15 protein-coding genes, 12 tRNA genes and 1 other annotated feature are annotated in these 20,374 nt (G+C 51.2%); of the genes, 24 read left to right on the plus strand and 3 right to left on the minus strand.

Annotated features, from left to right (window positions below; genetic code table 11):
• The first annotated feature begins 30 nt into the window (after positions 1 to 30).
• From AC0YNS_RS27835 to AC0YNS_RS27905, 15 genes are all read left to right on the plus strand, one after another.
• Positions 31 to 106 (plus strand) — tRNA-Asn (locus AC0YNS_RS27835).
• Positions 107 to 111: 5 nt separating this feature from the next.
• A tRNA-Ser gene (locus tag AC0YNS_RS27840) sits at positions 112 to 199 on the plus strand.
• A gap of 18 nt (positions 200 to 217) precedes the next feature.
• Positions 218 to 292 (plus strand) — tRNA-Glu (locus AC0YNS_RS27845).
• Positions 293 to 303: 11 nt separating this feature from the next.
• Positions 304 to 379 (plus strand) — tRNA-Val (locus tag AC0YNS_RS27850).
• A 21-nt stretch (positions 380 to 400) separates the two neighbouring features.
• Positions 401 to 477, plus strand: a tRNA-Met gene (locus tag AC0YNS_RS27855).
• A gap of 10 nt (positions 478 to 487) precedes the next feature.
• Positions 488 to 564, plus strand: a tRNA-Asp gene (locus AC0YNS_RS27860).
• Positions 565 to 586: 22 nt separating this feature from the next.
• Positions 587 to 662 (plus strand) — tRNA-Thr (locus tag AC0YNS_RS27865).
• A 9-nt stretch (positions 663 to 671) separates the two neighbouring features.
• A tRNA-Lys gene (locus AC0YNS_RS27870) sits at positions 672 to 747 on the plus strand.
• Between the two features lie 9 nt (positions 748 to 756).
• Positions 757 to 839 (plus strand) — tRNA-Leu (locus tag AC0YNS_RS27875).
• Positions 840 to 848: 9 nt separating this feature from the next.
• Positions 849 to 923: transfer RNA gene (locus tag AC0YNS_RS27880), tRNA-Gly, on the plus strand.
• Between the two features lie 3 nt (positions 924 to 926).
• Positions 927 to 1,003, plus strand: a tRNA-Arg gene (locus AC0YNS_RS27885).
• Between the two features lie 16 nt (positions 1,004 to 1,019).
• A tRNA-Pro gene (locus AC0YNS_RS27890) sits at positions 1,020 to 1,096 on the plus strand.
• Positions 1,097 to 1,438: 342 nt separating this feature from the next.
• Positions 1,439 to 3,607, plus strand: a complete 2,169-nt coding sequence (locus AC0YNS_RS27895; protein ID WP_475784191.1) for an alpha-L-rhamnosidase-related protein — start codon at positions 1,439 to 1,441, stop codon at positions 3,605 to 3,607.
• 139 nt (positions 3,608 to 3,746) lie between these two features.
• A complete protein-coding gene (locus tag AC0YNS_RS27900) occupies positions 3,747 to 4,451 on the plus strand; it encodes an IMP cyclohydrolase (RefSeq protein ID WP_475784192.1) in 705 nt (234 codons plus the stop codon).
• Between the two features lie 82 nt (positions 4,452 to 4,533).
• Positions 4,534 to 5,103, plus strand: coding sequence for a xanthine phosphoribosyltransferase (locus AC0YNS_RS27905; protein WP_475784193.1), 570 nt, complete (start codon positions 4,534 to 4,536; stop codon positions 5,101 to 5,103).
• Between the two features lie 356 nt (positions 5,104 to 5,459).
• Here AC0YNS_RS27905 and AC0YNS_RS27910 read toward each other — a convergent pair whose 3' ends face one another.
• Positions 5,460 to 6,137 (minus strand): GntR family transcriptional regulator, encoded by a 678-nt coding sequence (locus AC0YNS_RS27910; protein ID WP_475784194.1) that lies wholly within the window; start codon positions 6,135 to 6,137, stop codon positions 5,460 to 5,462.
• 85 nt (positions 6,138 to 6,222) lie between these two features.
• On the opposite strand from AC0YNS_RS27910, the gene AC0YNS_RS27915 reads away from it, so the two are divergent.
• From AC0YNS_RS27915 to AC0YNS_RS27935, 5 genes are all read left to right on the plus strand, one after another.
• Positions 6,223 to 6,867 (plus strand): GntR family transcriptional regulator, encoded by a 645-nt coding sequence (locus tag AC0YNS_RS27915; RefSeq protein ID WP_475784195.1) that lies wholly within the window; start codon positions 6,223 to 6,225, stop codon positions 6,865 to 6,867.
• 90 nt (positions 6,868 to 6,957) lie between these two features.
• Positions 6,958 to 8,106 (plus strand): mandelate racemase/muconate lactonizing enzyme family protein, encoded by a 1,149-nt coding sequence (locus AC0YNS_RS27920; RefSeq protein WP_091225446.1) that lies wholly within the window; start codon positions 6,958 to 6,960, stop codon positions 8,104 to 8,106.
• A 66-nt stretch (positions 8,107 to 8,172) separates the two neighbouring features.
• Positions 8,173 to 8,940 carry an SDR family NAD(P)-dependent oxidoreductase gene (locus AC0YNS_RS27925; RefSeq protein ID WP_475784196.1) on the plus strand — a complete coding sequence of 256 codons (768 nt, stop codon included), beginning with the start codon at positions 8,173 to 8,175 and terminating at the stop codon, positions 8,938 to 8,940.
• Positions 8,941 to 8,955: 15 nt separating this feature from the next.
• The gene (locus tag AC0YNS_RS27930) at positions 8,956 to 9,891 is read left to right on the plus strand and encodes an SMP-30/gluconolactonase/LRE family protein (protein WP_475784345.1); all 936 of its coding nucleotides are present in this window, start codon (positions 8,956 to 8,958) and stop codon (positions 9,889 to 9,891) included.
• A 123-nt stretch (positions 9,892 to 10,014) separates the two neighbouring features.
• Positions 10,015 to 10,530: a hypothetical protein gene (locus AC0YNS_RS27935; RefSeq protein ID WP_475784197.1), complete on the plus strand. Its 516-nt coding sequence runs from the start codon at positions 10,015 to 10,017 to the stop codon at positions 10,528 to 10,530.
• An 86-nt stretch (positions 10,531 to 10,616) separates the two neighbouring features.
• Here the strand turns inward: AC0YNS_RS27935 and tyrS are convergent, their stop codons facing one another.
• Entirely contained in the window at positions 10,617 to 11,903 is a 1,287-nt protein-coding gene (tyrS, locus tag AC0YNS_RS27940; protein ID WP_475784198.1) for a tyrosine--tRNA ligase, read from the minus strand.
• Positions 11,904 to 11,971: 68 nt separating this feature from the next.
• Positions 11,972 to 12,199, minus strand: a binding site (T-box leader).
• Between the two features lie 135 nt (positions 12,200 to 12,334).
• Between tyrS and AC0YNS_RS27945 the strand changes: the two genes are divergently transcribed.
• From AC0YNS_RS27945 to AC0YNS_RS27960, 4 genes are all read left to right on the plus strand, one after another.
• Positions 12,335 to 12,862, plus strand: a complete 528-nt coding sequence (locus tag AC0YNS_RS27945) for a hypothetical protein (RefSeq protein WP_475784199.1) — start codon at positions 12,335 to 12,337, stop codon at positions 12,860 to 12,862.
• A 327-nt stretch (positions 12,863 to 13,189) separates the two neighbouring features.
• Positions 13,190 to 13,939, plus strand: a complete 750-nt coding sequence (locus AC0YNS_RS27950) for a hypothetical protein (RefSeq protein WP_475784200.1) — start codon at positions 13,190 to 13,192, stop codon at positions 13,937 to 13,939.
• Between the two features lie 47 nt (positions 13,940 to 13,986).
• Complete coding sequence (locus AC0YNS_RS27955) at positions 13,987 to 18,432, plus strand: S-layer homology domain-containing protein (protein WP_475784201.1); 4,446 nt, start codon at positions 13,987 to 13,989, stop codon at positions 18,430 to 18,432.
• Between the two features lie 130 nt (positions 18,433 to 18,562).
• Complete coding sequence (locus tag AC0YNS_RS27960; protein WP_475784202.1) at positions 18,563 to 18,931, plus strand: TlpA family protein disulfide reductase; 369 nt, start codon at positions 18,563 to 18,565, stop codon at positions 18,929 to 18,931.
• Positions 18,932 to 19,002: 71 nt separating this feature from the next.
• Here the strand turns inward: AC0YNS_RS27960 and AC0YNS_RS27965 are convergent, their stop codons facing one another.
• A complete protein-coding gene (locus tag AC0YNS_RS27965; RefSeq protein ID WP_475784203.1) occupies positions 19,003 to 20,367 on the minus strand; it encodes a dicarboxylate/amino acid:cation symporter in 1,365 nt (454 codons plus the stop codon).
• Positions 20,368 to 20,374: the final 7 nt, after the last annotated feature.

The raw sequence follows: 20,374 nt of genomic DNA on the forward strand, positions 1-20,374 counted from the left end.
GCTTTGTACAAAGTTCCTGAATAACACTGTTCCCTGATAGCTCAGTTGGTAGAGCACTCGACTGTTAATCGAGTTGTCACAGGTTCGAGTCCTGTTCGGGGAGCCATTCATGGAGAAGTACCCAAGTGGCTCAAGGGGACCCTCTGCTAAGGGGTTAGACTGCGTAAGTGGTGCGAGGGTTCGAATCCCTCCTTCTCCGTTGTAATTTTTCTTGTAAGGCCCGTTGGTCAAGTGGTTAAGACACCTCCCTTTCACGGAGGTAACAGGGGTTCGAGTCCCCTACGGGTCACCATTCATTTCCCTGGAGGCTTAGCTCAGCTGGGAGAGCATCTGCCTTACAAGCAGAGGGTCGGCGGTTCGATCCCGTCAGCCTCCACCATATATGTTTTACTTGTACTATCGCGGGGTGGAGCAGCTCGGTAGCTCGTCGGGCTCATAACCCGAAGGCCGCAGGTTCAAATCCTGCCCCCGCAACCAATTTTACTGCGGAGCCGTGGTGTAGTGGCCCAACATGCCTGCCTGTCACGCAGGAGACCGCGGGTTCGAATCCCGTCGGCTCCGCCATTTTAACCAAAGCTTTATTCTTGCCGGTGTAGCTCAGTTGGTAGAGCAACTGACTTGTAATCAGTAGGTCGTGGGTTCGACTCCTATCGCCGGCACCATCTTTACTCGAGTCATTAGCTCAGTTGGTAGAGCACCTGACTTTTAATCAGGGTGTCGTAGGTTCGAATCCTACATGACTCACCATTTTCTTATGCGCGTATGGCGGAATTGGCAGACGCACCAGACTTAGGATCTGGCGGGCGACCGTGGGGGTTCAAGTCCCTCTACGCGCACCATATTTAAATGCGGAAGTGGCTCAGCGGTAGAGCATCGCCTTGCCAAGGCGAGGGTCGCGGGTTCGATTCCCGTCTTCCGCTCCATTAGTGCCCTTAGCTCAGCTGGATAGAGCATTTGACTACGAATCAAAAGGTCGGGAGTTCGAATCTCTCAGGGCACGCCATTTTTTATCTTTATAACGGGATGTAGCTCAGCTTGGTAGAGCACCTGGTTTGGGACCAGGGGGTCGCATGTTCAAATCGTGTCATCCCGACCATCTTTTAAAACGAACGCTCCTTGCGAAAGCAAGGGGCTTTTTTTGTGTATACCGGAATAAAAACGTTTTACATAAATAGCTACAAGCTCGTACATTTTTTGTTTATTTTTATAGCCGAATTTCGAGAAAATCCAGTGATATCAAGGGATTCGGCGCTTCAAAAACGCAGTTTGTTTTAATGTTGAAGGAATCGTCCAGTCGATGGTAAGATGTCAGTACATTGAATTGAAAGTGCTTACAGATCCGTGACTCTCTGCCATAAGGTGGTGGCTAGCGGCGTTAGGTTCACATTAAAAACGTTTTTAGTGACTATAATGTTCAAGCAAAGAGAGGAACGATGGGATGGAGACGACAACTATAGCTGAGGTACAATTGCCGGTTTGGATTTGGCATCAGGAACGGGAGCAGCGGCCCAAGTGCGTGCTGACTCGTACATTTACGGCAGAACAAGAAATTCGCCAAGTCTCCTTACACGCATCGTTTACAGGTGCAGCGCGAGTTGTGCTTGATGGGCAAGTGGTAGCTGAGATTGCAGAACGTGCGGGGAATGCAGGCGCTTTTATGAACATTGTCGGTTTTCCGGATGTATTGCAGCCGGGGGAGCATGAGCTAAGGCTGGAAATGGACTGTACGGAGTTCATCCCACTGGTAGAAGTGAACTATTATCTGTGGAATCGCAGGGTTGGTGCGATTGCATTCTTGCAGGGTGAAGGATTATGGCTTACGACAGAGGCAGAGAACTGGCTGGCGGATGAATCGGCTGCTGCGCAAATTTGTCTATTAGGCGAAGAGCCATTCGGTGATTTAGAGAACAGTCCGGCAGCTTTCGTAGCAGGCGGCTTCGGAGATATTGCGGCGTATGATCTGAATGAAGTCATCGTGCAGGACCAATACGGGGTAGAAGCGGCGGTATCCGGCGATGGCAAGGTCAAGCTCAGCGGCGCACATGGGCAAGATGGAATGCTCGTACAACCGGAACAGGAGCAGCTAGAGTTATTCTACCATCTACGGAAGCAGAATGAATGGAGAGCGATGAGGCAGTTGCAGATGGAGATGGACCTCGGCAGCGCTTCGAGAGTGACTGTAGATCTGCTTGCGGAGCATAATTGCCGATTTACGGTCTCGAACCAAGGGGATGAGTCGATAAAGCTGTTATGGAATGGTGCCGAATCGCTCATGGAGCTTGAACATTATGACGGATGCATCACGGAGTGGCTCGTTGTGGCTCCGGGGGAAAAGGTTTGCACGCTCCCGCAGGGCTGCCGATATATACAGCTGTTTGTGCTTGGTGAGCCGGGGCATTCATTTGAGCTAGAGCTAATGTTCCAAACGGTTCATGTGGCGCTGCGTCAGGCAGGGAACTTGCAAAGCGACAACGCGGAGCTGAATCAAATCTTCGAGGTATCCGCACATACAAGCCGAATCTGTCATCAGATTGGGTTGTGGGACGGGATTAAGCGGGATCGGCTGAACTGGACCTTTGATTTCTACCTGGCAGCGAAATCCTGTTACTTCTTATGGGATGATACGAAGGTCATCCGCCGCGCGGTGCGTGAGCTGGGAGAAGGTACGCCTAGCGGGCACTGGATGAACAGTATTTGTGAATATACGCTTTGGTGGATGAAGACGGTAACCGAGTATTATTTTCAGACGGGCGATAAGGAGTTCGTGCTGGAGCTGAAGGAGCCGATGCAGCGTCATATCAAATGGGTGCTTCAGAACACGAAACCCGGCGAGGGCCTTCTCATCCAAGACGGCATTCTGATTGAATGGGTACCGCTCACGAATGAGGAGAAGGTTATTGCGCTGCAGGCTATCTATGCACTAACGCATGCCGACTTGGTGAAATTGGCAGCCGAATTACCTGAGCTGGAGCTGACTCCGCTGCTGGATTGGCCAATGCGAGCACTCACTTCCGAGGATTATATGAAGGAATCCTATGCGCTGGCAGTAAAAGTGCTCGGCATTGCGAGCGGTTATGTAAGTGCTGATGCTGCCGTAGCTTTTCTGGATGAATATGAATTGATGGATCCAATCACGCCTTTGTCGGCGTTCCAACTCGCTGAATGTTATTCCCGATATGGCAAACATGAACGGGCGTATGAGGTCATTTCGATCGTATGGGGCGGTATGCTCGATCACGGGGCCACGACTTTCTGGGAAGCCTATTCGCACGGAGAAGGTGAGGGACGCGACTTTCACGATGCCCTTACGACCTATACCGCTTACGGCTCCTATCGGATGAGCTTATGCCATGCTTGGTCCAGCACACCAGTCAAATGGATCGGTGAAGTTGTTCTCGGTGTTCAGTCTCTTGAACCGGGTTACAAGACCGTGATGGTTTCACCAAATCCGGTTGGCGGCATTCGCGCATGCAGCGGTACAGTCAACACTCCGCATGGCGATCTCCATGTGAAGTGGCATGTCGACGATAGCGGCAAAGTGTGCACGAGCGTTATGGCGCCTCCCGGCGTGCAGGTTGTGGAATGGAGCGAGAATAAGGTCTTTTGAGCGGATTTGCATAATAATAGTTGATTTATGGGACTCATTTCGGTATTGTGAGAGTAATTTAAGAGTCTGGGCAGAGGTAAGGAGAGCTTACGAGTTCTCTTTACCTCTTTTTGCATATTCGGTAGAGGAGCGGATGTGAGTGAAGTCTTATCAACAGGAGTTGTTTGAGAAGCCTTATCCGGGGAGAACGTTGATAGCAGGCATGACGCCTTCCGGGTCGCATTACATGCAGGTGTATTGGATTATGGGGCGCAGTGTGAACAGCCGCAATCGGATTTTTGAACAAGATGGCCTGTATGTGAGGAACAAAGCTTTCGATCCGGCGTTGATGGAGGACCCCTCGCTTATTATTTATTATCCGATCCGTCACTTGGGAGATGCGCACATTGTCTCGAACGGTGATCAGACGGACACCATCTATGAAGGTCTGCAGCTTAGGCAAACGTTCGAGCAAGCGCTTATGAATCGAGAGTTCGAGCCGGATGCGCCGCATTTTACACCGAGGATCTCGGCTGTTATCTATGCGGATGTGCAGCAGTATGAATTGTCGATTCTCAAAACCTATGACAATGACCCTTCGGTGTGCCTGCGTAATCGCTACCACTTCAGCCGCTTCAAGCAAGGAACCGGACACTGCATACATACCTATGAATCAGAACGAGACGGTGTATTGAAGCCGTTTAAAGGCGATCCCTTCGAAGTGCCGTTATTCGATTCGATTGAAGAAACCGCTGATTTCTATTGGGAGGGAATCAACCCGGAGAATCGAATATCGCTGCTGGTCAAATCGATTAGTTTGGAGGATCAAACGATTCAATATGCTTTTCGAAATAAGCATGTGTGAGCGGCTGGCAGAATTAGGGCGGATAATCGGGGAATACTGAAGCTTTAGCTTACGGATTAGGTGAATAGGAGGCGTGAGTACAGTGGAGCTTCTGAAGCAGAAAATAAGACAAGAGGGCATCGTGCTGGATGGCGGCGTGTTGAAGGTAGATACGTTTCTGAATCATCAGGTGGATGCGGAGCTGATGCTTGCGGTCGGAAAAGCTTTTGCCGAGCTGTTCCGTGAGAGCGGCGTGACGAAGATCATGACGATCGAGTCTTCGGGCATTGCACCGGCCGTATTGACGGCGCTTCCGCTTGGCGTGCCGATGGTGTTCGGACGTAAACGCAAATCACTGACGCTTCGGGATGATCTGTACACGGAGAAGGTCTATTCGTTCACGAAGCAAGAGGAGAGCGAGGTTACGATATCGAGAAAGTTCCTCGCGCCGAATGATCGCGTGTTAATTATTGATGATTTTCTCGCTCACGGTGAGGCTGCGCTGGGGATGGCTCGTATCGTTCAGCAAGCCGGGGCAGAGGTGGCCGGTATCGGAATCGTAATCGAGAAGTCGTTCCAATCCGGTAGAGGTAAACTGCTCGAGCAGGGGTTCCGGGTGGAGTCGCTAGCTCGCATTGCTTCGCTCGAAGGCGGCAAGGTGGAGTTCGTTTGATGAATTGAAGTGTAAGTGATTCTGCTGCGAAGGGAGTGTCGCTTACACGAATGACGTGGCTGTACTGGGGGATGGGGCTGGTGCAGCGATGGATATGTTGCAGAATATGCAATATTAGGATGCCGTAAGTGGCGATGTTGAGCGTTATGTTGCAGAATCTGCAACATTCTCTCAAGGAATAGCCTCGTAGATGCGATATGGCATAGAAATGATGCATTTCCTGCAACATTTGCGTAGATTAGGCGGCTTAAGTGGGGAAAAGTTGCATGTTATGCAACTTTACAACTTTGTTAGCTATCCACCACCTGGAACCGGCGATATTGGATTCATCTACGTAGGATAAGCTAGAAGATTGACTAAATCCAAGTCTTCTTCAGCATGTGCAAGTAACGGTTCACTGCATCGATGAAGCTATCGGTATCAGAGGTTAGGCGGCTTAGCAGGGAGTGAAGCGTGTCTCCCATCTCGAAACGGTATGGCGCGAGCCACCGTTTCTTGTTGCCGGCCCAGAATAAGCGGGATGCGCTGTTTGCTAGCGTTTGCTGCATCTCTTGGTTGTGACTGAGCGCGATGACGCGGCTCACGAAATCATATTCGAACTGGCATAACGCAAGTTCGCCGCCGACAATATGAGCGGGGGCATGATCGCCGGCGACCGCAAGAGCGGGTTCATCGCCGACAGATAGCAATGATTCCAACTCGTGGACCAGCTGCCGGGACAACTCGCTGAGCGCAGCCTCGTCGCGAAGGCGCACGCTCGTCACGGCATACAGCAGCAGCGCGGTCAGCAGCTCGAGCAGATCGCCGACCCGCTGGGCGGATGAATCAAGCACGAGCACGCCGTGCTTAGGAATGATCCGCAGGAAGCCTTCATTCTCGAGCTGCTGCAGTGCGGCGCGGACCGGCGTGCGGCTCATATCGAGCTGGCGGCTGAGCTGCACCTCGGAGGTGACGGCTCCTTTGGCAAGCACACCGCCTATAATTTGTTCATAGATGATGTGATAGGCTTCATCACGCAGCGATTGGCGGGGCATGCTGAGGATCCCTCCTATGATTTGTGCATCCGGATACTATTAAAAAGTAGTATAACATAAGAGTGAGGAAGCGAAGGAGGGACGGATGTTGGAGAAGCAGCAGACCGCGGTGACGCTGCGTGATCAGGCTTTCGAAGCGATAAAGAATCGGATTGTAACCGGAGAGTGGCAGGGCGGAATGTTCTTGTCCGAGAAGCTGCTCAGCGAGCTGCTGGGGATGAGTAAAACGCCGATTCGCTCCGCGCTTGATCGCCTGGAGATGATGGGGCTTGTAAAGCTGTCCCCGAAGCAGGGGGTCATCGTGCAGGAGGTGTCGCTAAAGAAGATTCTGGAGATCTACGAGCTGCGATTATCGCTGGAAACCTATGCGGTTCGGCGGCTGACGGGGAAGATGGATGCGGCGTTCTTCGCAGGTTTGGATGCGAATATGGCGCAGCAGGCAGAAGCAATAGCAAACGAGGATATCATCCGGTACGTGGAGCTGGACCGCCAATTCCATGCGCTGATTATTGCCGGACTCGATAATGAAGAGTATACCGAGGTGATGTCGCGCATCCAAGATAAGTTTCTGCTCGTTGTGCGAACGACCTTCAATCGCAACAAGAAGCGTCTCGCAGGCAGCATCGAAGAGCATTGGCAGATTCGTCATGCGCTGGCAGGTAACGATCCTGAGCTAACCGTTCAATTAACGCAGCGGCATATTGAATATGTGAAGAAGATCATGCTTTGATGTATACAAGTTAGACATCTTGTCGCTTCCCGAACGGCTATGCTACGCTGGGCTCAATTAAGGATAATGAAATTGGGAGGCGCAGCGGCAATGAAAATAACTAATATTCGCACTTATATTCTCGGCAACCCGTGGAAGAACTGGCTCTTCGTGTTAGTAGACACAGATGAAGGCGTAACAGGGCTTGGTGAAGGGACGCTGAACGGTTTCGCCAAAACCGTAGAGGCTGCCATTCACGAGCTGAAGCATCTCGTCATCGGACGCGATCCGTTCGATGTGGAAACGATCAGTCTGAAGCTGTTTCGCGACGTCTATTCCGACGGCGGACAGATTCAAGGTTCAGCGCTGGCCGCAATTGAAACCGCTTGCTGGGACATCATGGGCAAGGTGACGAACCAGCCGCTCTATAAACTGCTTGGCGGCAGCTGTCACGATAAGCTGCGCTGCTATGCCAACGGCTGGTACCGCGGACCGAATACGCCGGAGAACTTCTTCGAGAAAGCGAAGATTGTGGTCGATAAAGGCTACACCGCCTTGAAGTTCGACCCGTTCGGCGCGGCTTGGCGTACGGTTAGCCGGCAGGACTTCTCCGCTGCAATCGAGAATATTGCGGCAGTCCGGGAAGCAGTCGGCAAGGATGTCGACATTCTCATCGAAGGCCATAATCGCTTCAGCGTGAGTACGGCACTGCAATTCGCAGATGCGATGCTGAAATATGAACCGACCTGGTTCGAGGCGCCGGTTCCGCCGCAGCTGATCTCCAGCATGGTCGAAGTGGCGCGCCGCAGTCCGGTGCCGGTCGCCTGCGGGGAGGACTACTACTCGCGCGAGCAATTCGCGGAGCTGCTCCGTCATGATGCGGTGCATATCATCCAGCTGGAGCCGCAGTATCTGGGCATCTCGGCATCGAAGCAAATTTGCGGCATGGTCCATGCCCATAACGGCGTAACGGCGCCGCACAGCGCGCAAGGTCCGGTATGCTCGGTTGTATGCAGCCATTTGAATATGGCGACGCCGAATTTCCTCATCCATGAAATTTTCGATGAATTCAATGAGCCGTGGGAAGAGCAAGTACTGCTCCCGCCCTTGAAGGTTCAGAATGGTTATTTATTGCCTCCGGAAGGGCCGGGCCTTGGCGTGGAGCTGAATCTTGAAGAGATCGATAAGCATCCGTACCAGGTGGGCAATTGGCTGCCGCTCTTCAAGCAAGGCTGGGAGAAGCGCGAGACCGTTAAGTAAGAACAGAGGAGAGGCGTCCCTACCAAGGACGTCTCTTTCGATAATACCTGATAATGGGGGCCGCATATGAGCTGGATCGGGAAAGTGGTTATCGTGACTGGTGGAGGAAGCGGGATTGGAAGAGCTGTCTGTCATCGTTTTGCAAAGGAAGGTGCATCGGTTGTCGTGGTGAATCGCACGGCTTCGAAAGGCGAGGCGGTCGCGGAGGAGATTACGGAAGCGGGACTGCTAGCCACTGCGATGCAGGCTGATGTGTCGTCGGAGTCGGATGTGAAGCGGGTGGTGGAGGATACGCTCGCCAAGTACGGTCGGATCGACGTCATGGTGAACAATGCCGCGGTATGTCCGCAAATTCGCATTACGGAGATGAGCTTGCAGGGTTGGAACGAGGTCATCACGAATAATTTGACATCGGTCTTTTTGTTCTGCCGTGAGGTGCTTCCTGCTATGGTCAGCAGAGGCGGCGGTGCTATTGTGAACGTCAGCTCCGTGCATGCGCTGGCAACTTTGGATGGTTATTCGGCTTACGCTGCTTCCAAAGGCGGCATCGTGTCGTTGACTCGGGCGATTGCCTTAGACTTTGCCAAACAAAATATCCGGGTTAACGCGGTACTGCCCGGGGCTGTACATACGCCGATGCTGGAGAGCAGCATCAAGAACCTCGACACGCCGCGCGAGGAAACGATGAAGCAGTGGAACGAAGCGCAGCCGATGGGCCGTGTCGGCACAGCAGATGAGATCGCATCGGTCGTCATGTTCGCGGCAAGCGCGGACAACTCGTTCATGACGGGGGCCGTGTTAGTGGCTGATGGCGGGATGACTATTGATTTGTAGGAGGATGAACGATTGATGCAGCAATCTAATGCACAGCTGCGAGAGCAGCTGCATTCCCGAAAGGCGGAGCTGGTGCTTGACGCTCAAGCGATACTCGCTGAAGGACCAAGCTGGAATGCGGAGCAACGGAAGCTCTATTGGGTGGATATAACCGGCGGATCATTCAGCCGGTTCGATCCGGCTACGGGGCGCAACGAGCAGTTTACGATCGGCAAGCCGGTCGGCGCTGTCGTATGTGATGCTTCAGATGGCGATGCCGTCATTCTGACGACGCGGGATGGGTTCGAGCATTACCACTGCGGAACCGGGAAGCTGACCCCGATTGCAAATCCGGAGGCGCATTTGCCTGAGAACCGATTTAACGATGGAAAATGTGACTCTGCCGGCCGTTATTGGGCGGGGACGATGCAGGATGCCGAAGTGGATGTTAAAGGGTCCTTCTATGTGCTGGATCATGATTTAAGCTGCCGCAAAATGGTGGATGACGTTGGCGTATCCAACGGCATCGCTTGGAGTCTCGACGAAACGCAGCTGTACTATATCGACTCGATGAAACAGACGGTGACAGGGTTCGACTACGATGTGTTGACAGGGACGATTCGTAATCCGCGGCTGGTGATTGATTTTCGGCCGGAGGAAGGGTTCCCGGATGGAATGACGATCGATAGCGAAGGCATGTTATGGATCGCCCATTGGGATGGATGGCAGGTGTCGAGATGGAATCCACTGACGGGACAAAAGCTGGAATCGATCTACGTTCCTGTGGCAAAAGCGAGCTCATGCATCTTCGGCGGCGACAACCTGGATATCCTCTACATCACGACAGCTAGTATCGGTCTCACGCCGGAGACGAGTGGGGATCAACCGCATGCAGGCGGAATCTTCACCTGCAAACCGGGCGTAGTCGGTACGCCGACACATGCTTTTCGAAGCGACAAAACATTTACGTAAATTTTAGCAAATTCGAGCTTGCTGAATCTATCAATTTCACCCAAAACGGGTATAGTAGAGATAGAGGCAAGTCTTACTAAAAGGCAAGTCTCGCTAACGCTCGCGAGCGAGGAGATGGTAATTATGAACCGACATGCACTAGGCATCACGCTAACAATCATCGGATTGGTAGCTTGCATCTCAACAGCATCGGCAGTCGATAATAAGGGCTACGCGCCTGTAACCCAAACTCCGGAAATGATCACGGTTTACATCAACGGCATGGACACGCAAGGCGGTAAGCTGCTTCTGCAGACAGACGAGATTCAGTGGTTCGAAGGGGAAGCGGCGGATGCGGCTTTCGTCAAAGAAGAACCGGATTCCGGTCTCGACAAAGCCCCAGACGGCTACTACATCGTGAATGATGATGAAACGGTGAAGACGCTCGAGGTAGATCCTCACGCAGCCGTCATTATGCAGATCTATGACCGTACCGGCAGCCTTGTGAATGCTTCCACCGAGTGGAACCAAGCCATTTCGCTTGATAAATTCGATGCGATTTTTCACGCAGACGGCCTCATTACTGTCAGCGATTATCCGTATCATCTAACGATTCAGAACGGTAAAGTTACGCGCATCGTACAGCAATTTATACCTTAAACTATTGGGCCCTTGGCCATCGAAAAAGCCGCTATCCATCATGGATAGCGGCTTTATTTTGTTTGGTTATATCAAGATCAAGTATGTTATTCAAACCGCGCCAGGAAGTAGTTCTTCTTCCCGCGGCGAAGGAGAATGTACTTGCCGTACAGCTTCTGATCTTGTCCGAGTACGGTTTCACTGACGGTTTGTTTCTGTCCGTTGATAGAGACCGCACCGCTCTCAATGTCCTGTCTCGCTTGGCGACGTGATGAAGCCGCACCGACTTCGATCATCAGGTCCATTAAGCTGCGATCTTCTTCACCCGTACAAACGGTAGTCGGCATATCTTGCAGCGCTTCTACAAGCTCGGCTTCGCTCAGCGACATGAATTCGCCGGAGAACAGCGCTTGCGTGATTTTCTCTGCGGTTACGACGGCTTCTTCTCCATGCACAATCTTCGTTACTTCACGAGCAAGCTCCCGTTGTGCAACGCGGCGTTCAGGCTGCTGCTTCAGTTCGTTCTCGAGCGCTTCGATTTCCGCTTGGGAGAGGAACGTGAAGTATTTCAAGAATTTCACGACATCGTTATCGTCCGTGTTGATCCAGAACTGGTAGAACTGGTACACCGATGTTTTGCTCCGATCGAGCCAGATTGCGCCTGTCTCGGATTTGCCGAACTTCTTGCCGTCGCTCTTCGTAACAAGCGGCATCGTCATGCCGTAAGCGTCGCCGCCGCCCATTTTGCCGATCAATTCAAGACCCGCGGTAATGTTGCCCCATTGGTCGCTTCCGCCTACTTGCAGGGAACAGTTATGTTCTTGATGCAGCTTATAGAAATCGTAAGCTTGCAGGATCATATAGCTGAATTCCGTAAACGAAATGCCATTGGATAATCGCGAGTCTACGGAGTCCTTCGCCAGCATGTAATTAACCGTGAAGTTCTTGCCGATATCCCGCAGGAACGTAATGACATCTAGCGGAGCAATCCAATCGTAGTTGCTGACCAGCTTAGCAGGATTGCCTTCTGAGTTGAAATCGAGGAATGCAGAAAGCTGTGCTTTCAAGCTGTTCGTCCACGATGCAACCGTGTCCGCCGTATTAAGCGAACGCTCGCTGGAGCGACCGCTTGGGTCGCCGATCAAGCCTGTACCTCCGCCTACAAGTGCAAGCGGAATATGGCCAGCAAGCTGGAAGCGGCGAAGGCATAGAATAGGTAGCAGGCTGCCGATATGAAGGCTGTCGGCTGTCGGGTCGAAACCGCAGTACAGCGTGACACGCTCACTTTCCAGCTTCTTTCTCAAGTTTTCGGTATCCGTTAGCTGATGAATCAGTCCACGGTATTCCAGATCATTAACCAAGTCTTTACTGCTTTGTACGCTTCCGCTTAACATTGTTGAAATCCCTCCATTAGGTAGTTGAATTGAGTTGGAAAACAAAAGAAAGACCCGCCCCTGTCATAGACAGGGACGAGTCATCGCGTTACCACCCTAATTGAAAACGCAGTGCGCTGCGTTCTCCACTCTTGTCATGTAACGGCTGACAACCGTCTGCTCCTTCTGCAGCTTGCAGTTTCGGAGACGAGAAGCTCGGGAAATGTAATTGACGTTCAACCTGTACCGGCTTGCACCAACCGCCGACTCTCTGGAAGCAGGATTTGAACGCTGCTGTTTTCCTTCATGGCTTTATCCATTTGCTTGTTATTGAAATAACTGTATACGATTATAGCTCAGCATGTCAACTTGGAACGGAGCTGAAGAAGAACTTGGCAGGTATTTCACAACGTTATAAGATAAGACCATACCAGCGAAGGGAGCTCGATCATATGTTTGATCCGACTGTATTTGATAACTTGAAGGTAGCGATCGAGAATCAAGTCTATGATCTGGACAATATTGCCGGACAAATCCTGATTACGCATCGCGTCGATCGGCTGGAAATGGCCGTTATGGCACGGGTATTCGCGCTGCAATTCACGCTGGTGAACGGAGGCGGCATTACGGCAGAGATGCGGCTGGAAGCATCGCTGAAGGATCTCGCGGCAGAGCTGCTGGAACAGAAAGGCGAGAACCCGGGGTGTTCGCTGCGACTGCGCTTCTATATGCCGGTTCAAGATACGGAAGCGGAGTGCAAGGCGATTGAGCAGAAGCTGCTCGAATTATGGCAGCCGGAGCTGCCGCCTACACAAACGCTGAGCTTTACGTATGGTGAGCAAACAGTCAGCTATTTTAATGAAATTGAACTGCATTTCAATCGGAAAATCAACGAGGAGCAAATGGAGGATTTGCCGGATCTTATTGATCACGTGATGCAGACACTTGAGGCGCTGGATGGCCTAAGTACGGGGGATTGACGAGTTATTTTGAGGTATGAATTTTAATTCCGACAAAAACGATAGGAAAAGTCTTGACTTTGGATTCTATTGCCAATAAGATAGAAACAAGTAAAGCAAACGACAGCATTTCATTTGTCGGATGACATAGGATGATTAGTCTACTGGACCACCAGAGATTCAATGAGAGAGCGTGATTGTACACGCCATCGTTGGGTCTTCTTTTTTTATCCGGAATTCATCATTAAGGGGGAGGAACGACGAAGTAAGCTGTCGTTCTTTACAGGCAAGACCAATTAAGATCCCACTACACTATGCTCAGAGAGCGAAGAAGGAGATGTTCTTACTATGAAAAAACCAAACGTATCGAAACTTACTTATTCCCTTGTGATCGCAAGCGCTGTGTTTCTGGTGTTGACTTATACCGCCGTATTCGCCAATAAAGATTCGCAAGATAGCACGAATCCTACTACTCCTGCTGTTGAACAAGCTGCAGCACCAGCGTCTGCACCTGCCGAAACGAAGGAGACTGCTCCTGCGGCAGTTGTAACAACAGAAGAACAACAACCAGCGTCAACGGTTGCTCCTGCTGAAGAAACGCAGGCAGCCGAACCAACTGTTGAAACGGCTGCTGCCCCAGCGCCTGCCGAAGAAACACAAACGGCAGCAGTGGACAATACGGATGCTTCAGCGAAACAAGCAAAAACAGAGCCGGCTGCATCCACTAAAGCTGCAGCAGTGAAACAAGTGAAAGCTCCGGCTACAAGCACGAAAGCTGCTTCCCCGGTAACAACCAGCTCTGCTGCGCCTAAAACAGCAGCAGCATCCGTGAAACAAGAAGCACCGGCAGCAGCAGTTGTATCCGCACCGGTAGTTGAAGAGCAACCAAGCACACCGGCTCCTGCAGCAGCACCTGTTGACAAAGGACCGAAGAAGGTGGGCTCCCTGGTGGCTAAGAAAGAAACTACACAAGCAGCAGCTTCGACATCGTCTTCTTCATCATCGTCGTCATCAAGCTCCAACTCTTCGTCTTCGGATTCCTCGAACTCTTCAGGCGGAGAAAACAGTGGTGCGGTGGAAGAAGAGGTTTGCCCATAACCGCAGCTCTTCTATGCACTCATCCCACTAATTAGGAGCGTAACTATATGCGAAAACATCAGCCAATTGTCAGACTAGGGGCACTATTACTAGCCATCTTCCTAACGATCCCGTTCTTCCAAGCTTCGACCGCTGCCGCGGATCCGGCAACTCCAAGCCCAAGCGCAATCAGCCATTATAATTATTTCAGCGACGTATACCCGAATTTGAAGGATGCCAATCATGTGTTCAGAACGGCTACGTATGAAGATATCGCCCACATATTCGAGAGCGAAGGTACATACGCGGTTCTGTTCGGCGGCGCATCCGTTGCCAGCACACAGGCGAATATCGGCTTCATTAATCAGGTTGCCAAAGAATACAACATCTCGACGATCTACAACTTTGACACGAAGCTCGACGGCGTGAGCTTGGATCTGGCAGACAGCACCAACCAGTTTGCGGGTGTGTACACCGACCTGGTGAACAAATATTTGACGGCGAAGGATGCAAGCGGCACGGCGTTGGGCACAAGTCCGGCAGCGGACGTGAAGGATCAAACGCTCCTCTTCATCTACAACAAGGATAATAAAGACGGCGCGAACAGCCAGCCAATCGTGGCTTCGCTGAAGAGCAGCAACAGCTCGGCTGATTTCCTGACAGACGGCGTGGAGGATGCGGCGAAGGTAACGGCGTATAAGGACCAAGTGAAAGCGGTCTTTGGCGCAGCGGAATCCTTCGACACGATCAATCCGAACGATTTTATTGAACTGGCGTTCAACAAGAACGTGAAATTCAATTCGACGATTGGCCGGGATATCTTCGACGGTACGGACGGTAATGTCGTACTGGAGCATGTAACGTATCATGAGCTTACGAAATTGCTTGCTTCGCAAGGCAACTACGCGATTCTCTTCGGCGGATCGTGGTGCCCGAATACGCAGGCGGCGATTAAGTTTATCAATGAATACGCGAAGAAATACAACGTCGATAAAGTGTACATGTGGGACCCAAGACTGGATGCGGGCGTTGATGTGACGCAGACGGATTCGGAGACGTTTGACTCCCACGATATCGATCGTCTGATGGTTCGCGACACGAAACACCCGTATGCCAACCTGTACGTGGACCTGGTAAAAACGTACCTGACTAACATTCAGACGCAATATGTGAAAGGGACAAATGACGTCCGATATAAAGATGTGAATAACAATGATGTCATTGCAAACAAGCTTCAAGTGCCTTACTTATTCACGTACAACAAGGATAACAAGGATGCAGCAGGCAACAGCGCTCCGATTCTTGGACATGTGGAGCTGATGTACTCGTGGACGAATATCCAGCCGGATTACGTACCGAATGGCGTATTGCCAAACACGATCTACAAAGCTGCGCTCGACAAACTGTTCTCGCGATTAGAGGCTGTACCGACAGGGCTTACTGGGGTTGCGCCAACTTCCCCAACCGTAAATGACGGTCGCATTACAGGCTCGAAAGCAGGCTTGGAATACAAGCTGTCCGGAGATGCAAGCTACACAGCTGTAACGGGCAATTCCATTACAGGCTTGGCGCCAGGTACTTACAATGTGCGTTATGCGGCTAAACCGGGCTACAATGGTCCTGTCAGCCAGCGTGTGAACAATGTTTCGACGCTGATTGCTCCAACAGCAGTACCATATAGCGCGGGCGAGTCCGTGAATGTAGTCGTACCGCCTTCAACCAATGCCATTAGCCATTATAATTATTTCAGCGACGTATACCCGAATTTGAAGGATGCCAATCATGTGTTCAGAACGGCTACGTATGAGGATATCGCCCACATATTCGAGAGCGAAGGTACATACGCGGTTCTGTTCGGCGGCGCATCCGTTGCCAGCACACAGGCGAATATTGGCTTCATTAATCAGGTTGCCAAAGAATACAACATCTCGACCATCTACAACTTTGACACCAAGCTTGACGGTGTGAGCTTGGATCTGGCAGACAGCACCAACCAGTTTGCGGGTGTGTACACCGATCTGGTGAACAAATATTTGACGGCGAAGGATGCAAGCGGCACGGCGCTGGGCACAAGTCCGGCAGCGGACGTGAAGGATCAAACGCTCCTCTTCATCTACAACAAGGATAATAAAGACGGCGCGAACAGCCAGCCAATCGTGGCTTCGCTGAAGAGCAGCAACAGCTCGGCTGATTTCCTGACAGACGGCGTGGAGGATGCGGCGAAGGTAACGGCGTATAAGGACCAAGTGAAAGCGGTCTTTGGCGCAGCGGAATCCTTCGACACGATCAATCCGAACGATTTTATTGAACTGGCGTTCAACAAGAACGTGAAATTCAATTCGACGATTGGCCGGGATATCTTCGACGGTACGGACGGTAATGTCGTACTGGAGCATGTGACGTATCATGAGCTTACGAAATTGCTTGCTGCGCAAGGCAACTATGCGATTCTCTTCGGCGGATCGTGGTGCCCGAATACGCAGGCGGCAATCAAGTTTATCAATGAATACGCGAAGAAATACAACGTCGATAAAGTGTATATGTGGGATCCTAGGCTGGATGCGGGCGTTGATGTAACGCAGACGGATTCGGAGACGTTTGACTCCCACGATATCGATCGTCTGATGGTTCGCGATACGAAACACCCGTATGCCAACCTGTACGTGGACTTGGTAAAAACATACCTGACTAACATTCAGACGCAATATGTGAAAGGGTCAAACGATGTCCGATACAAAGATGTGAATAACAATGATGTCATTGCAAACAAGCTCCAAGTGCCTTACTTGTACGTGTACAACAAGGATAACAAGGATGCAGCCGGCAACAGCGCTCCGATCCTTGGACATGTGGAGCTGATGTACTCGTGGACGAATATCCAACCGGATTACGTACCGAATGGCGTATTGCCTAACACGGTTTACAAGGCAGCTCTTGACAAACTGTTCTCGAGACTGGAAGCTGTACCGACAGGTCTTACGGGGGTAGCTCCAACTTCGTCAGGCGCAAGTGACGGTCGCATTACAGGCACGAAAGCGGGCTTGGAATACAAGTTGGCGGGAGCAGCAAGCTACACGGCAGTAACGGGCAATTCCATTACAGGCTTAGCGCCAGGTACTTACAATGTCCGTTATGCGGCTAAACCGGGCTACAATGGTCCTGTCAGCCAGCGTGTGAACAATGTTTCGACGCTGATTGCTCCAGTTGAAGTACTCTACAATCCGGGAGCATCCGTGGATGTTGTCGTTCCCGGCGATCCAATCATTAGTCCACCAACGCCGCCTTACGCAGTAGTCACGCCTCCTGCTGCAGAGGTAACGAATACAACTTCAGGTAACACAGCTACTTCAAGTTTTACTGTACCTTCCAAAACCGATGCGGCTACAGGTACAACATCAGCTGTCGTCACGAAGGAAGTAGTTACAGCTCTTGTAGCGGATGCAAAGAAAGCGGAAACGGCCGGAAAATCAGCGGTTGTCGAGTTTAAGGTAGAAGCAAGCGCAGCTACCGAAACCGGCCAGCTAAGCATTCCGCGCAGTGCTTTCAACGAAGTTGCGGATGGCACCGGGGCGCAGATTAAAGTTAATTACACTGCAGTCGGTTCCATAGTGTTCGACGCCAAAGCAGCGGATAACATCCGTGCAGCCTCAGGTGATGGCGATATTAAGATCGAAATTGCTAAGCAAGAACTTACTGAAGAAGGTAAGCAAGTATTGGGCGACCGGCCTGTATATGAGCTTACCGTGAAAGCGGGAGACCAAACGGTTTCCACTTTTGGCGGAGGCAGCGTCAAAGTCAGCGTGCCTTATACGTTGAAGGCGGACGAAGATCCAAGTGCGGTCATTGTCTACTATTTGACCGACGATGGTTACTTGGAAACGGTAAACGGAGTCTTCAACGCTGCAACGGGTACGGTAGACTTCGAGACGAACCACTTCTCGCAATATATCGTGGGCTATAACAAGGTTACATTCTCAGATGTTGCGACGGCTTCTTGGTACAGCAAAGCGGTAACCTTCCTGGCTGCAAGAGATATTGCTACGGGAACGGACGATACTCACTTCAGCCCGCTCGCGAACGTAACGCGCGGCCAGTTCCTGGTGCTGTTATTGAAAGCATACGGCATCGTGCCGAACGAAACCGAAGCGAATAATTTTGCGGACGCAGGCAACACCTATTACACGAATTATCTGGGCGCAGCGAAACGTCTCGGCATCACCAACGGCCTTGGCGACAATCTGTTCGCACCGGATAAAGCCATTACCCGCCAGGATCTGTTTACACTTCTGTATCGCTCGCTTGATGCACTTGGCAAGCTTCCTGAGGCCGAATCAGGCGTAAGCGTAAGCAGCTTCAAGGACGCTGATCAAATTGCAGCCTATGCACAAGAGGCAGCTGCAGCGCTCGTAGAAAGCGGAATCGTATCCGGCAATAACGGCAAGCTAAGCCCGCAAGGGGTTACGACAAGAGCTGAGGTCGCTCAGGTATTGTATAACTTGCTTTCGAGCAAATAAACCAAATAAACATTCCGTTCAAAATGGGCATCCAACCGGCTGCCCATTTTGTTCATTTGTAGTATGTAGGAGGAGAAAACATGGATATCATCGTTGCCTTCTCAGCAGGATTGCTTTCTTTTCTGTCTCTGTGTATGTCACCAATCATTACAGTCTAAGCGATGCGGAAGCCGGCGTTGCACTACCAACCGCCAAGGCAACTGAGGATCGGGCCACCGAGTTTACATTAGAGGATTTGAACGGGAATCATGTTTCCCTACGGGAGCTGCGAGGACGTAACGTCTACATCAACTTCTGGGCAAGCTGGTGCAAATACTGCAAGAAGGAAATGCCGGATATGAAGAAGATCTATGAACACTATCCGGATAAGAAGATCGCGATGAAGTACGGCATCACGTCGATACCGGTATCCGTGTTCGTTGATCGACAGGGTAATATTGTGCAAAAACGAGTGGGTGCGATGAAGGAATCGGATATGAGGGCTATTCTGACCCTATGATTAATTCGTAAATGATAAAAAGCCCTCCATCGTCCATAGGGACGGGAGGGCTGTTCTTCGACGAGTTCTACTTAAGCAGTTTGCAGGGAGATTTCGTCGTCCTTGTCATTGTTGAAGGCTTCACGGTCAAACTCGCCTTCCGAATTCGCAACGAGCAAGGAAGTAACGGTTGTTCCTGTTGCGTTAACCGTTGTGCGGCCCATGTCGATCAGTGCCTCAACGCCGGCAACAATGGCAATCCCTTCGAGCGGAAGACCCAGAGCAGTCAATACGACGGTTGTCGAGATAACGGCAGGTCCCGGAACGCCGGCAACGCCGATCGATGAAACAATGCTGACAAGCACAAGTACGATATAATCCGTAAACGATAGATCAATGCTGTACACTTGAGCGGTAAAGACAACGACAATGGCCGGCCAGATGCCGCCGCATGCATTGAAGTTAACGGAAGCGCCAAGCGGTGCAACGAAGCTCGCGATACGCGGCGACACGTGCAGACGCTTCGTAATGACATCCAGATTAACGGGAAGCGTTGCATAGCTGCTGCGGGTTGTGAACGCGACAGCGATTGTCGGATAGATTTTGCGGAAGAACCGAATTGGATTGACTTTGGCTACGAAGAAGACCAGACCGCCGAAAACGAGAACAAAGTGTACGATCAGTGCAACATAAGAGGTGATAATTACGCTTCCGAGTTCCTGCAGCGTTTCCCAGCCATAGTGGGATGTAACGCCGGCAATCAGAGCGAATACGCCATAAGGTGTGAGTCGAATGATGAACTTGACGACCTGATGAAGCACTTGAGCGAGCGATTGAATCAGATCACGGACAGGCTTCACCGTTTCCGCGTTTCTGGATCCGAGCTTGATAATCGCTACGGCAAGGAAGATCGCGAAGATAAGTACAGGGACGACTTTGCCATCAGCTGCTTCGTTAATCGGGTTCGAAGGAACGAGGCTCAGAATAACTTCAGAGAAGGTCGGGATTTCGCGGGCTTGGAAATCTGCCGGCGCCGCCTGTTGAATGCCGCTGCCCGGATTGAACGCAAGTGCGATCACAAGGCCGATAATAGAGCCGACGCCGGTCGTTCCGAGGAACCAAGCGAAGGTTTTAAGACCGATTTTGCGTAAGTACTCCAGGTTCGTTAAGGATGAAATACTGTTAAGGACAAGGATGAAGACCAGCGGCACGACGAGCATCCGAATTAAGCTTATGTATATACTGCCGAATGTTGTAATGCCCTTGGTGTCATAGTCCAAGTTCTGAAACAGAATGCCGACTACAAGTCCGATGCCTAGGCCGATCAGTACCCGAGCACCGAAGCTCACCCGCTTACGTGCAAGATAGAATAATACCCAGAATACAAAGATGGAAGTAACAAAGCTGTACCAGTTCGTTTCAATGGCTGACAAAAAGTTGTTGTCTATATGTCCCATCGTTTAA

The organism is Paenibacillus sp. J22FR21 (genome assembly GCF_056269135.1).

Coding starts and splice junctions, on each gene's coding strand:
- AC0YNS_RS27950 (WP_475784200.1), top strand. CDS start 13,190: ATGAAAAAACCAAACGTATCGAAACTTACTTATTCCCTTGTGATCGCA.
- AC0YNS_RS27930 (WP_475784345.1), top strand. CDS start 8,956: ATGCAGCAATCTAATGCACAGCTGCGAGAGCAGCTGCATTCCCGAAAG.
- AC0YNS_RS27910 (WP_475784194.1), bottom strand. CDS start 6,137: ATGCCCCGCCAATCGCTGCGTGATGAAGCCTATCACATCATCTATGAA.
- AC0YNS_RS27945 (WP_475784199.1), top strand. CDS start 12,335: ATGTTTGATCCGACTGTATTTGATAACTTGAAGGTAGCGATCGAGAAT.
- AC0YNS_RS27920 (WP_091225446.1), top strand. CDS start 6,958: ATGAAAATAACTAATATTCGCACTTATATTCTCGGCAACCCGTGGAAG.
- AC0YNS_RS27915 (WP_475784195.1), top strand. CDS start 6,223: ATGTTGGAGAAGCAGCAGACCGCGGTGACGCTGCGTGATCAGGCTTTC.
- AC0YNS_RS27925 (WP_475784196.1), top strand. CDS start 8,173: ATGAGCTGGATCGGGAAAGTGGTTATCGTGACTGGTGGAGGAAGCGGG.
- AC0YNS_RS27935 (WP_475784197.1), top strand. CDS start 10,015: ATGAACCGACATGCACTAGGCATCACGCTAACAATCATCGGATTGGTA.
- AC0YNS_RS27895 (WP_475784191.1), top strand. CDS start 1,439: ATGGAGACGACAACTATAGCTGAGGTACAATTGCCGGTTTGGATTTGG.
- AC0YNS_RS27955 (WP_475784201.1), top strand. CDS start 13,987: ATGCGAAAACATCAGCCAATTGTCAGACTAGGGGCACTATTACTAGCC.
- AC0YNS_RS27965 (WP_475784203.1), bottom strand. CDS start 20,367: ATGGGACATATAGACAACAACTTTTTGTCAGCCATTGAAACGAACTGG.
- tyrS (WP_475784198.1), bottom strand. CDS start 11,903: ATGTTAAGCGGAAGCGTACAAAGCAGTAAAGACTTGGTTAATGATCTG.